General features: G+C 55.0%; 13 protein-coding genes. 1 reads left to right on the top strand and 12 read right to left on the bottom strand.

Translation table 11 applies throughout. From position 1 onward, the window contains the following. Nucleotides 1-144: 144 nt before the first annotated feature. Nucleotides 145-1,227: a LacI family DNA-binding transcriptional regulator gene (locus AC6HVW_RS00870; RefSeq protein ID WP_071683909.1), complete on the top strand. Its 1,083-nt coding sequence runs from the start codon at nt 145-147 to the stop codon at nt 1,225-1,227. Nucleotides 1,228-1,229: 2 nt separating this feature from the next. On the opposite strand, the gene AC6HVW_RS00865 is transcribed toward AC6HVW_RS00870, so the two are convergent. From AC6HVW_RS00865 to sseB, 12 genes are all read right to left on the bottom strand, one after another. After that, nucleotides 1,230-1,454 (bottom strand): zinc ribbon domain-containing protein, encoded by a 225-nt coding sequence (locus tag AC6HVW_RS00865; RefSeq protein WP_021178843.1) that lies wholly within the window; start codon nt 1,452-1,454, stop codon nt 1,230-1,232. Between the two features lie 13 nt (nt 1,455-1,467). Next, entirely contained in the window at nt 1,468-2,424 is a 957-nt protein-coding gene (locus tag AC6HVW_RS00860; RefSeq protein ID WP_071683910.1) for an AEC family transporter, read from the bottom strand. Between the two features lie 104 nt (nt 2,425-2,528). Continuing rightward, nucleotides 2,529-4,016 (bottom strand): ribosome biogenesis GTPase Der, encoded by a 1,488-nt coding sequence (gene der, locus AC6HVW_RS00855; RefSeq protein WP_071683911.1) that lies wholly within the window; start codon nt 4,014-4,016, stop codon nt 2,529-2,531. Nucleotides 4,017-4,173: 157 nt separating this feature from the next. Continuing rightward, nucleotides 4,174-5,355, bottom strand: coding sequence for an outer membrane protein assembly factor BamB (gene bamB / locus AC6HVW_RS00850; RefSeq protein WP_071683912.1), 1,182 nt, complete (start codon nt 5,353-5,355; stop codon nt 4,174-4,176). An 11-nt stretch (nt 5,356-5,366) separates the two neighbouring features. Further along, nucleotides 5,367-5,987 (bottom strand): YfgM family protein, encoded by a 621-nt coding sequence (locus AC6HVW_RS00845; protein ID WP_021807185.1) that lies wholly within the window; start codon nt 5,985-5,987, stop codon nt 5,367-5,369. 13 nt (nt 5,988-6,000) lie between these two features. After that, a complete protein-coding gene (hisS, locus tag AC6HVW_RS00840; protein WP_021178848.1) occupies nt 6,001-7,275 on the bottom strand; it encodes a histidine--tRNA ligase in 1,275 nt (424 codons plus the stop codon). Nucleotides 7,276-7,396: 121 nt separating this feature from the next. Further along, complete coding sequence (gene ispG, locus AC6HVW_RS00835) at nt 7,397-8,518, bottom strand: flavodoxin-dependent (E)-4-hydroxy-3-methylbut-2-enyl-diphosphate synthase (RefSeq protein WP_021178849.1); 1,122 nt, start codon at nt 8,516-8,518, stop codon at nt 7,397-7,399. Between the two features lie 47 nt (nt 8,519-8,565). Next, on the bottom strand, nt 8,566-9,546 hold the full coding sequence (gene rodZ, locus AC6HVW_RS00830; protein WP_497569229.1) for a cytoskeleton protein RodZ: 981 nt from the start codon (nt 9,544-9,546) through the stop codon (nt 8,566-8,568). Further along, a complete protein-coding gene (pilW, locus tag AC6HVW_RS00825; protein ID WP_021807187.1) occupies nt 9,536-10,285 on the bottom strand; it encodes a type IV pilus biogenesis/stability protein PilW in 750 nt (249 codons plus the stop codon). Before pilW ends, rodZ begins: the two co-directional genes overlap by 11 nt. A 98-nt stretch (nt 10,286-10,383) precedes the next feature. Then, nucleotides 10,384-11,571 (bottom strand): dual-specificity RNA methyltransferase RlmN, encoded by a 1,188-nt coding sequence (gene rlmN / locus AC6HVW_RS00820; RefSeq protein WP_021178852.1) that lies wholly within the window; start codon nt 11,569-11,571, stop codon nt 10,384-10,386. A gap of 208 nt (nt 11,572-11,779) precedes the next feature. After that, the gene (ndk, locus tag AC6HVW_RS00815; RefSeq protein ID WP_004952077.1) at nt 11,780-12,205 is read right to left on the bottom strand and encodes a nucleoside-diphosphate kinase; all 426 of its coding nucleotides are present in this window, start codon (nt 12,203-12,205) and stop codon (nt 11,780-11,782) included. Between the two features lie 180 nt (nt 12,206-12,385). Further along, on the bottom strand, nt 12,386-13,222 hold the full coding sequence (gene sseB / locus AC6HVW_RS00810; RefSeq protein WP_497569228.1) for an enhanced serine sensitivity protein SseB: 837 nt from the start codon (nt 13,220-13,222) through the stop codon (nt 12,386-12,388). Nucleotides 13,223-13,233: the final 11 nt, after the last annotated feature.

Raw genomic sequence — 13,233 nt, 5'->3', positions numbered from 1 at the left:
GGAGAGTGCGAGTGAAATGGCGATTTTTGCAAAAATTCTCATGCGTTAGTTAAAATTTCGCCGTTATAGCCATAGAAAGCCGTATAAAAGGCAGATATAGGCCGTGAAAAAATTTCCACGACCGAATTTGAAGGAGATCACAAAATGAACGGAAAGCTGAAAGTACAGGAAATTGCGCGCCAAACCGGGCTTTCGATCAGCACCGTTTCACGCGTGTTGGCCGGGAAATCCAACACCAGCGCCGAGGCGCGGCAACGAGTGCTGGCCTGCGCACAGCAAAACGGCATTTTGCAGGGGCTTTCCAACGGCAGGCTGATGTTGAACAACGTGATGGTATTTGCCCCACAGCGCGCCTTTGATGTCCGCACCGATATTTTCTACTACAAGGTGATCCAGGGGATCACCAGTGCACTGGCGCAACATGATGTGAGGATCCGCTACTGCGGGTTGGAGGAACAACACAGCGACAGCGTACTGTTTTTGGAAAAGATGAGCGATCCGTTAACCGAAGCCGTGCTGATCATCGGCATTGATGACGAGCATATCCATACGCTGGCCGCCGATCTGAACAAGCCCTGCATTCTGATTAACTGCACCGATCGCCAGATGCGGCTAGACAGCGTCTCCCCAGACCATCAACTGATTGGGGAGTATTCAGCCAACTATCTGTTGCAACAGGGCCACAGTCGTATCCTCAATCTGCAATGTCTACGGCGCAATACCATGGAGCTGCGGCTGGCGGGGATCAAACAGGCCTATATGCGGCACAATATTCCCTTCGATGATCGCCAACATCTGGTCACCACGTCCGGGTTCGGCAGCGAAGAAGCCGAGCAGGCCATCACAGCCTTTATCAACGGCGTTACCGATCGGACGCAATTGCCCACGGCGATCCTGGCAGGGGGTGACTATATGGCGGTAGGTGCGGTTAATGCGCTAAAGAAGATGCATATCAACGTGCCGGGGCATATTTCGGTGATGAGTACGGATGGTTTTAATCTGGCAGAAATCCACGACGTGCCGCTCACCTCGGTTCACGTTCCTCGTGATGAGCTGGGTGCAGAGGCCATCGCTCTATTGCAACGCCGTATGCTGCGCCCGGATGCGCCACCCAGCAATATGCTGTTGCACGGGCGCTTGGCGGTGCGGGCCTCGGTAAAACGCCTCAGCCAAAACAAGGTGTCGCCAGCGGTCAGCACGCACGACCACCGGCTCTATGATGTATGAGGTCATTCCACCGGTTGATAGCTGAACTTCACCCTTTTTTTGGAGATCAGCCCGTGGCCATGTTGGCAGAGATAATCCACGGCGCCGCAGGCTTTCAGTTCTTGCAACAGTTGCCCGCAGTCGGGGCATTCGGCAAGCTGCCGGTAATCGCTGTTGCAGTCGTCACAATGATAGTGGCCATTCACCCAGCTCATCGGCTGAGCACAAACCGGACATAAGGCGTCCATCTTTCCTCCTGGTTTAAATCACGCCCCACGAGCGCAAGAAAGAGATCCCCAACGCGGTGGTAAAGAAGGATCCCACGGTGGTGATCGCAATAATATTGGCGGCCAACGTCGCGTTGCCCCCCATGGCGCGCGTCATCACATAGCTGCCGGAGGCGGTCGGCGTCGCCGAGAACATAAAAATAATGCCGAGCGTAGCGCCCTCGAAACCGCAAAGCCAACCCCCAAACGTCATCAACACCGGTACCAAAAACAGTTTAGCCGACGACGACAACGCAGCGACGTTGGAAGAACGGAACATTGCCCGCAGATCGAGGCTGGCCCCGGTACACAACAAAGCCAGCGGTAATGACAGGCCTGAGATATAGCTGCCGGTCTGCTTGAGCACGGGCGCAATCCCCAGCCCGGTCTGAGCATAGGCCAGACCGCTTAACAGCCCGAGGATCAGCGGATTGGTCACGATACTGCGCAGCAATGACAGATGTTTGATCTTCTGCCCGTTGCCGCCTTGCAGGCTGCGCGTCAGGGTGATAACCGACAGCACGTTAAACAGGATCACCGTCACGGTCAGATACAGCGAGGCAATCGCGACGCCCTCATCGCCGTAAGCGGTCATTGCATAAGCCAGGCCGACAATCGCGGTATTCGCCCGGAATCCCCCCTGCACGAACACGCCACGCTCGCGTGGATCTTTCACCAGCCACTTGGCTGCGAACTCCAGCAGCAGGAAGGTCACAATCGTCCCTACCGCACCGTAGATCACCAGAGCAAAATTATCGCGCAGTTGCGGGTGGTTGGTGGCGATGCTGAAGAACAACAGGCAGGGCAGCGCCAGATTAAACACCAGCTTGGTGGCCCCATCGATAAAGCGATCGTCCATCAGCCGCCAGTGGCGCAGCAGGATCCCCAGCAGCATCATCAATAAGTTGGGTACGGTGACGCTAAAGGCAAAACTCCAGGTTTCCCAGGACATGAGCTTCCTTTGCAAGGCCGGTGTAGAAGTGAGATTGGCAGATAATAGAACGGTTTAAGCAGGATAAAAATAGGGCGCGGTATCAATTCCACGCCCTACGATGGTTATTTTGACTTCTTCAGGTGGCTCATCAAGCGCTTGCGCTTGCGCATCTGGTTTGGCGTCAAGGTGTTGCGCTTGCCCGCAAACGGGTTCTCACCCTCTTTAAACTGGATGCGGATCGGCGTCCCCATCACCTTGAGTGAACGACGGAAGTAGTTCATCAGGTAACGTTTGTAGGAGTCGGCCAGATCGGATACCTGGTTACCGTGGATCACCACGATTGGCGGGTTATAACCCCCTGCGTGCGCGTATTTGAGCTTCACGCGGCGGCCACGCACCAACGGCGGCTGGTGGTCTTCGGCAGCCATCTGCATGATCTTGGTAAGCATCGAGGTATTTACGCGGCGAGTCGCACACTCATAGGCTTCGTTCACAGATTCGAACAGGTTACCCACACCGCTGCCGTGCAGCGCAGAGATAAAGTGCACACGCGCAAAATCGACAAAGCCCAAACGCAGATCGAGCATCTCTTTCACGTGATCGCGATCTTCCTCACTCATGCCGTCCCACTTGTTGACCGCAATCACCAGTGAGCGCCCACTATTGAGGATAAAGCCCAGCAGCGACAGATCCTGATCGGAAATGCCTTCGCGGGCGTCGATCACCAACAACACGACGTTGGCATCTTCGATCGCCTGCAGCGTTTTGATCACCGAGAATTTCTCAACGGTTTCGGTAACCTTGCCACGCTTGCGCACCCCGGCGGTGTCGATCAGCACGTATTCACGCTCGTCACGCACCATCGGAATGTAAATGCTGTCGCGAGTCGTGCCAGGCATGTCAAACACAACGACACGCTCTTCGCCAAGGATACGGTTAGTGAGCGTCGACTTACCTACGTTAGGGCGGCCAACGATCGCCAGCTTGATCGGCAGATCCTGCGGGTTGAAGTCCTCTTCCGGATCTTCATATTCACCCTCTTCCAGCTCACCGTTCTGCTCGGCCCAATAGGCGGCATTGGCTTCTTCTTCGGTCAGCTCGACTTCTTCCGGTTTTGCCGGGATGAACGGCACCAGCACGTGTTCAATCAGCTGCGTGACGCCACGGCCATGGGAAGCGGCAATCGCATAGACGTCGCCCAGGCCCAAGGAATAGAAATCTGCCGTCGCGGTGTCCGGATCCATGCCATCGGTTTTGTTGGCAACCAGGAACGTCGCCTTCTGGCGATTACGCAGGTGCTGGGCAATCCCCTGATCGGCAGGCATTAGCCCGGCACGGGCATCGACCATAAACAGGACGATATCGGCCTCTTCGATCGCCAGCAGCGACTGACCAGCCATGCGCGTTTCAACGCCATCTTCCGTCCCGTCAATACCCCCGGTATCGACGATAATAAATTCGTTGCCCTCAACTTCAGCACGACCATATTTGCGGTCTCGCGTTAGCCCGGGGAAATCCGCCACCAGCGCATCGCGCGTCTGTGTTAAACGGTTAAACAAGGTGGATTTACCGACATTCGGGCGCCCGACCAGCGCAACGACAGGTATCATGTTGAAGCCTCATTACTTAATAATCAATGCGTTACTATGCAGCGCAATAGACAGCAGCGGCATAGCTTAAAAATACGAAACGGCCCCTGACGTCAGGAGCCGTTATCCCATGAATCTTACAGGTTGCACAGCCTGCGATTGATTGGGGTTACAACTGTTAGCGAGTGAAGGCGTAAACCTTGCCGCCACGCGCCTGGATCAGCAGTTTGTCACCGGCCACAATTGGCGCGGACAGGAAGCCGGAGCTATCCACTTTTTGCTGAGCCACAAAACGGCCATCGGTGGTATTGATCCAGTGTAGATAACCTTCGGCATCGCCAACGACCAGGTAGCCGTTATACAGCACTGGTGCAGTCAGGTTACGGTGCAGCAGATCGCTCTGGCGCCACAGGTTAACGCCACCTTCGGTATTCATTGCCACTACACGGTCATTCTGATCGACCACATAGATACGGCCTGCATCGACGATAAAGTCGTTCACCGAGCCCATATCACGTTTCCACATGATTTGGCCGGAGCGCAGATCCAGCGCCGCCATGTTGCCATTGTAACCCAAGGCATAGACCACGTTGTCAATAATCACCGGCGTGGTATCTACGTCATTCAAGCGGTCGATCTCGGTCGCACCGCTTGGCTGGGAAATACGCTGCTGCCAGATCAACTGGCCCTGCTGCATCAACACAGCGCTGACGCGACCGTTATCACCGCCAACTACCGCGGCACCAAAGGCCGTTGCCGGAGCAGACTCACCACGCAGTGACAGTGAAGGGATATCCAGGTTGACCGTCCACTTGATGGCACCATCAGACTCGTTCAACGCTTGCAGCTGACCGTTGGTGGTATGGATCAGCACCAGCCCCTCGGCGACCACCGGACGGGAAATCGCTTCACCCGCAACCTTGGTTTGCCAGGCGACTTTACCGTCTTCGGTATTCAGCGCATACACCACCGCTTTCTCACTGCCAACGTACACGTTGGAGCCAGACACCGTCAGGCCGCCAGACAGCAGCGCAGGCAGGTTGCTGGAGAAGAAGCCGGTTTTCTCGGAGAGATCGGCCTTCCATTTTTGTTTACCGTCGGCCAGGTCCATCGCTTTCACCGTACCGCGACGATCGGCAGCATAAACCGTGCTGTCCTGATAAGCCGGGCGCAGGTGAGAGTAATACTCACCAATACCATCACCGACCGACGTGCTCCACGCTTTGTTCGGCGTGAACTGATTTTCAACCGTTGGCAGCGGCGACATGGTAACCACGTCTTCTTCGCCACTAAACAACGAGCAGCCACTCAGCAAAGTCACGGAAACCAGTCCGACCAAGAGTGTTTTACGCAATTGCATGGGAATTCCCCTTAGCTGGACAAGTTATTCAATTTCATGCGCATTACTGCCGCAAGCGCCTGAGAAGCATTGGATTCGATGCCTTTGCTGTAAGCTTCACGTGCACCTTTACTGTCGCCTTTGGCCAACAGCACGTCGCCGCGTACGTCTTGCATCATGGCCATCCAACCTTCGCCTTTCACGCCATCCAGCGTTTTCAGCGCTTCATCCAGCTTTTTCTCTTGCATCTGAACACGAGCCAGCCGCAGATTTACCAACGCCAGCAGGTTTTCATCTTTGGCATGGCTCTGTGCCACCACCAGTTGCTGTTCTGCCTTGGCAAAATCACCTTGTTGTGCAAAGTGTTTAGCCAAATCCAGAGCCGCGAACACGCCGTAGCTGTTGTCATTCGCCTGGATAAACTTCTCTGCCGCTGCCACGTCTTCGGCTTTACCCGATGCCAGGGCAACGTCAACCTGTTGATACGACTGTGAGGCAGCCATCATGCTGGAGGTCTGGTTGCTCTGCCAGTAGCGCCAACCAACCAGGGCACCAATACCGAGCACCACACCCACAACCAAAGCTTTACCGTTTTCGGCAAAAAAGTTGCGCACGGCGTCAAGCTGTTCGTTTTCAGTGGTATAGACTTCCACGGTGTCCTTCTCCTTAACCTAACATCAAAGCCAGACGCGCAGCGACTTCGCTTTGCGCCAGCGTTTCTTGTTCACCACTGCGCAGGTCTTTAACCACCACCTGCTGTGCTGCGACTTCGTTCTCACCCAGGATCAGGGCGATACGCGCGCCCCACTTGTCCGCACGGGTGATCTGCTTTTTAAAGTTGCCGCCGCCATAGTTGGTCATCAATTTAATCTGCGGCGCAGCATCACGAACCTGCTCTGCCAGCAACATGGCCGCACTCTGGGTACCCGCACCGCTCGATATGACGTACACGTCGATGGTGGCCGGTGCCTTGAAGTCCGGATTAACCGCCTGAACCAGCAGTACCAAACGCTCCAGCCCCATGGCAAAACCCACGCCAGGGGTAGCGCGCCCACCCAGTTGCTCAACCAGGCCGTCGTAACGGCCACCGGCACACACGGTGCCCTGAGCGCCCAGGCTGGTGGTGACCCACTCAAACACCGTGCGATTGTAATAATCCAGGCCGCGCACCAGGCGCTCGTTAACGGTATATGGGATACCGGCCTGAGCTAAAAGTTCACACAGCCCGGCAAAGTGGGCTTTGGACTCTTCATCCAGATAGTCGGAAAGACGCGGCGCATCGTTAAGAAGGGTTTGCACTTCTGGATTTTTAGAATCCAGCACGCGCAGTGGGTTGCTGTACATGCGACGCTTGCAGTCTTCGTCGAGTTTTTCCTGATGCTGTTCCAGGAAAGCCACCAGAGCGTCACGGTAGTTGGCGCGAGCTTCCAGTGAACCGATGGAGTTCAGTTCCAGATTGACGTGTTCGGCAATGCCCAGCGCTTTCCACCAGCGGGCGGTCAGCAGGATCAGCTCGGCGTCAATATCCGGACCTTGCAGGCCAAATACCTCTGCCCCTAACTGATGGAACTGGCGGTAACGGCCTTTTTGTGGACGTTCGTAACGGAACATCGGGCCGATATACCACAGACGCTGTTCCTGATTGTACAGCAGACCATGTTCGATACCGGCGCGTACGCAGCCAGCCGTTCCTTCCGGGCGCAGCGTCAGGCTTTCGCCGTTGCGGTCCTCGAAGGTATACATCTCTTTTTCCACGACGTCGGTCACTTCACCGATGGCGCGCTTGAATAACGGGGTCTGCTCTACAATCGGCAACCGGATTTCGCTATAGCCATAGCCGCTCAGCACCTGCTTGAGTGTGCCTTCAATACGCTGCCACAGTGCCGTTTCTTCCGGCAGGTAATCGTTCATGCCGCGAATGGCTTGAATGTTTTTTGCCACGTGAGTTCTCTGTCCGTTTATATAAAATGGATCCGATTATAGGGACTTTGCCACCCGCTATTCAACGCAGATGCGCAATCCAGTCCTCGGATTATCAATCAGCGGGCCAATAGCCGCCGACTTATTCTTCCAGAAGATTGATCGAAATGCGCTTGGATCCGTCCATCATGGCCGCTTTGGCCCGGATCTTCGCTTCCAACTGGTCAATCATCTGTTCGTTATCAAAACGCTCTTTCTGGCGCACGCCGTCTTCGTAGAAGCCGCTCTTCTTGTGCCCACCGGTTACCCCAATGGTCGACACCAGGGCTTCGCCCGGCCCGTTCACCACGCAACCGATAATGGACACGTCCATCGGGGTGATGAGGTCTTCCAGGCGTTGTTCCAACGCATTGACGGTGCCAATGACGTCAAACTCCTGACGTGAGCAGGTTGGGCAGGCAATGAAGTTGATGCCACGAGCGCGGATGCGCAAGGACTTCAGGATATCAAAGCCAACCTTCACTTCTTCAACCGGATCTGCCGCCAGCGAAATGCGCAGCGTATCGCCGATCCCTTCCGACAGCAGCATGCCCAGGCCAATGGCTGATTTCACTGAGCCACTGCGTGCTCCGCCCGCCTCGGTGATGCCAAGATGCAAGGGTTGGTCAATACGGGCAGCCAGCAGCCGGTAAGACTGTACGGCCAAGAACACGTCGGACGCTTTCACGCTCACCTTGAACTGGTCAAAGTTGAGACGATCCAGAATATCCACGTGACGCATGGCGGATTCCAGCAGCGCTTCCGGCGTAGGTTCGCCGTACTTTTCCTGAATATCTTTTTCCAACGAACCGCCGTTAACGCCGATGCGGATCGGGATATTTTTGTCACGCGCACAATCAACCACTGAACGGATACGAGATTCGTTGCCAATGTTGCCAGGGTTGATACGCAGGCAGTCAACGCCGTATTCGGCAACCTGCAACGCAATGCGGTAATCGAAATGGATATCGGCCACCAGCGGTACGTTGACCTGCTGCTTGATCAGCCGAAACGCCTCGGCGGCGTCCATGGTGGGAACGGAAACGCGGACAATATCAACCCCCACGCGCTCCAGAGCCCGGATCTGATTAACCGTCGCTTCGACATCGGTGGTACGGGTGTTGGTCATCGATTGCACGGCAATCGGCGCTCCATCGCCTATAGGCACGTTACCGACGTAAATACGGGTAGATTTGCGACGGTTAATGGGAGCTTGGTTATGCATCAGTTACTCTCCACTGCTGCTCAGACATAACGACAATAGCCGCGCAATTACTGCGCGGCAACGGTCAGACGAGCAACACGGTTTGACTTGACAAACCGGCTTAAATCGACCGGTTTACCCTGGAATTGGACCTGTACCGAAGCCGGTGCGCCAAGGGTCAGTTTAAACGGCGCCTTGCCAGCCAGATTCAGCCGGGAACCGCTTTTCTGGATGCCGCTGATCAAGGATTTACCCGTCGCGTCAACCACTTGCACCCAGCAGTCGCCGGAAAAATCCATCACCAGCCCGTTGGCATCAGCCTCCGAAGCACTGACGCCAGCAGCACCGGTAGGCAACTGAGCCTGAGCGGCTGGCGCGGTCGATGTCGCATCCGGGATAGTAGCCTGGCTTGGTGCTACTACAGCAGGCTGTTGAGCCGCCTGAGGATCAAGCACGGCCGGGACCTGTTGAGTCGTAGCAGCGCTATTGGTTGACGGCGCAGGGCTGTTGTCTGGGACAACTGCCGATGCACCATTATCCACGTTACCGTCGGTCAATGGCACTGGCTGGCCTTCACCATGCTGAGAAAGCTGTGCGGAAGATTGATCCGCCATGGTGGCGATCTCTTCCTGCTGAGCCTTGTGATTCTGCCACCACCAGGCACCGGTCAACCCCACGACCACAAACACAATCAGCCAGGTAAAGCTCATCAGCCAGCCATCACGCTTTTTACGGCGCTTACCCAAAGAGAAGCTCTGCATCTGAGCCACTTTGGCCGCTCTCACCGGTGCCTGTTTTTCCATCATCGGCAACAGTTCATCTTCTGGCAAATGCACCAGCTTGGCATAGGAACGGATATAACCACGCACGAACGTTGAAGCCAGATCGGCAGACATATTGTCGTCTTCAATGTCGCGCACGGTAGACATTTTTAGGCACAGGCGTTCAGCCACGGCCTGTTGACTCAGCCCGAGTTGTTCACGAGCCTGGCGCAGGCGTTGACCTGTTGTCATAGATACGGTTTTATCTTGGGAATCTTCAGTATTCATTAGCTAAGAACTGCTGGTACTGTTTGGATTGTGGAAAACTTCGCGCTAGCTGTTTGCCATAGCGTTGAACGCTATCCTGACGGCCCGCTAACGCGGCGAAACGAATCTGTAGCCATAGACTGTCGGCACTCGCCGGCAGAACATGTTGATAACTGTCCAATAAAAGTTGCGACTGCGCGCGCTTCCCTTCTCCAAATTGCTTTTCTGCTTCCACTAGCAGCGGAGCCCCCTTGTCCGGATCGATCTTCAGCGCTCGCGTTAATAACTTACGAGCTTCATCATTTTGACCGGCCTTGAGGAAACAGTAACCTGCGTTTTCCAGACTGTCGGCAACCTGGCCATATTCTGGCGCCAGTGCCGCAGCGCTAAACTGCTGTTGGGCCGGTACATACTGCCCTAAACTACAGAGAAACGCACCGTAATTATTCAATACGGTACCGTTACCCGGTGCAAGTTTAAGCGCTTGCTGATAACGCTGTTCAGCGGCGGCGTTATCACCGATCCGCTGATTGTAGAGTGCCATGCCCAATTGGGTACGATAATCCTGTGGGGCCGCATCGACCGCTTTTTGCAGATTCTGCCTGGCTGCCGGTAGATCGCCCTGGTTCAGATACTCCAGGCCCAGTTGCAACCGGGTCTGGCCTGCCGCCACCGCTGGCCCGTCGTTATCGGGTTGCGAGCTGGAACAGCCCGCCAGCAAACTGGCCGCCAATAATACACCCCACAGTTTCAGCTTCATGCTTGCACTCATTTCCTTATCCGATGTTACCCGATCGCCTGAAGGATTGCTGCTCACATAACAGGCTGTTAGATAACAAAAAAATCATGCTATAGGATTCAGACCGCTCGTACGTTGATAGGTTCCCCGGCCATTTTCTTTTTCAGGGTACGCTTGGTACGATCGATCACCTCTCCCGCCAACTGCCCACAGGCAGCATCGATGTCATCGCCACGGGTTTTACGAACAATAGTCGTAAAGCCGTATTCCATCAACACCTTGGAGAAACGGTCGACGCGGCTGTTGGAGCTGCGGCCATAAGGTGCCCCAGGGAACGGGTTCCATGGGATCAGGTTGATCTTGCACGGCGTATCTTTCAGCACTTCCGCCAGTTGGTGCGCATCGTCGGTGCTGTCGTTGATGTGATCCAGCATCACGTATTCAACGGTGACGCGCCCTTGATTGGCATTGGATTTTTCCAGATAACGGCGTACCGCCGCCAGGAAGGTTTCAATATTGTACTTACGGTTGATCGGTACGATCTCGTCACGGATCTTGTCGTTAGGCGCATGCAGCGAAATGGCCAGCGCCACATCGATCATATCGCCCAATTTGTCCAGAGCGGGTACGACACCGGAGGTAGACAAGGTAACGCGGCGCTTGGACAGACCAAAGCCAAAATCATCCAGCATGATTTCCATCGCTGGCACCACGTTGGTCAGGTTAAGCAACGGCTCCCCCATGCCCATCATCACCACGTTGGTGATAGGACGTTGGCCGGTGACTTTGATGGCGCCCAGGATTTTAGCGGCACGCCAAACCTGGCCGATGATTTCCGAGACGCGCAGGTTGCGGTTAAAGCCCTGCTGAGCCGTGGAACAGAATTTGCACTCCAGTGCGCAGCCTACCTGTGAAGACACGCACAGGGTGGCGCGATCGCCATCTGGGATATAGACGGTTTCGACCTGTTGATCGCCCACCTTGATGGCCCACTTGATGGTGCCATCGGCCGAACGCTGCTCTTCTGCAACTTCCGGCGCACGGATTTCCGCCACGCGCTGTAATTTATTGCGCAGCACCTTGTTGATGTCGGTCATCTGCTCAAAATCGTCGCAGCAATAGTGATACATCCACTTCATCACCTGATCGGCGCGGAAAGGTTTTTCACCCATGTTGGCGAAAAATTCGCGCAATTGCTGACGGTTCAAATCCAGCAGGTTGATTTTGGCGGTAGCCGGTTGTTCCGTTTGCACGGTCAGGGAAGTATTTTCAGACAAGGTATGCTCGGGCGCGATGGGTTCTAACATAATGATCTCTTAGCCTCGTTATTACACGTTATGGCTTGAAGGAGTGAAAAGTAAGTGTGTCATCAAAAGACACGCCCCAGGCAAGATAGCTTCCCTGGGGCGCGGCATTGTACAAATTTTAGTAGCGGGTTTCTACGTCTGAACGGCTTTCACGGCATTTTTATTGTATCTGCCGGTAAATAACCGGTTTCAGCAGACCCCACCACAATTAACGTGGGCAGATTTCGCTTTCGTTAAAGAAGTATGCGATTTCACGCTGGGCAGATTCTACTGCGTCTGAGCCGTGAACGGCGTTGGCAGTGAAGCTGTCTGCATAGTCAGCACGCAGGGTGCCGGCCAATGCGTTGTCAGGGTTGGTTGCGCCCATAATGTCACGGTTACGCTGTACGGCATTTTCCGCTTCCAGAACCTGTACCACGATCGGGCCAGAGGTCATGAACTCAACCAGACCGTCGAAGAAAGGACGGCCTTTGTGCTCGGCGTAGAAGCCTTCGGCTTGTTCGCGAGTCAGACGCAACATTTTAGATGCGATGATTTTGAAACCCGCGCGCTCGAAACGAGCATAGATAGCGCCGATGTCATTGTTAGCTACAGCGTTTGGCTTAATGATGGAAAAGGTACGTTCTACGGTCATGATGGCCTCTATTATGTCTTCCAAAACAGGCCGGGCGATAAGGTGAGGTGCCGGCCTTTCAAGTGGCGCAGATTATATGTGCGCTGTTAACGCTTGCCTACGGGAAAATCAACATTTCATTAAAAAAAAATTATCTTAATCCACCATAGTCAGCGACAAATGGGATCCTCGCCGGTGGCCTTACTGGGTTTTATCGGTCGATGGAATCATATTTCGCAGCCAACTGCCCCAGCGACGCTGGTAGAAAGCCTGGGTATGATTGATCAGATAATGGCTCACGCCCCGCGCATTCTCTTCTACCAGGCAAAAATCGACTGGCTCATCGTTCGGCGCGGTTTCGCTGGCCACCATACCGGCTTCGCTGATCAGGGCTTCAATCTCTGCGGGATCGCCATCCACTTCCAGGCCCACCAGCAGGTTCGGCTTCTCGTCTACGGCACGATCGTGCATCAACGCCAGGAAAGCGCGGCGTACCGGTTTCCGCTGGCTGAACAAGGTCGTCAGCGCATCCACCATCGCCGCCGGATACTCTTCAGGCTGCCCAAGCAGTAGCTGAGTTTCGGTATCGATATAACGCTCTGCCGGTTTCACTACGCCGCCGGTAGCCAACAGCATGGCGATCTCGGCTGGCAAGAATTCCTTGCCGTGGGTGCCTTTCGGGTTCAGGAACAGTTCGGCACCTTGGGTGATTTCAAACAGCACGCGAGCGGGCATGGCGATAAAGGGTTGCTCATCCTCCACTGCGTTTTCCAGCGCCTCCAGCGAGGTGAAGAAAGGCACCACGCTGCTGCCATCCTGCTTTTCCCAGTGCTGAATGTTCACCGGTGTCTCGGCATTCAGCGTAATTTCACCGTCGTGCGGCACCTGCTCGCTGTCACCCAGAATGTAGACCGTTGAATCCAGCAGTTCGCGGAAAAACGCCGGGCGGTATGCCGGTTCTGAGGCCGCCAGCCTCAGCAGGCGCTCAAGCTCGTTTTCGCCTGAAACGGCGTCATCATCATGATGGTGGGAACTCATTGCCGACTCCT

Source organism: Serratia sp. NCCP-200 (assembly GCF_059697885.1).
Note: the sequence above shows the minus strand (reverse complement) of the source record. Positions and strands in the feature narration are given on the sequence as shown.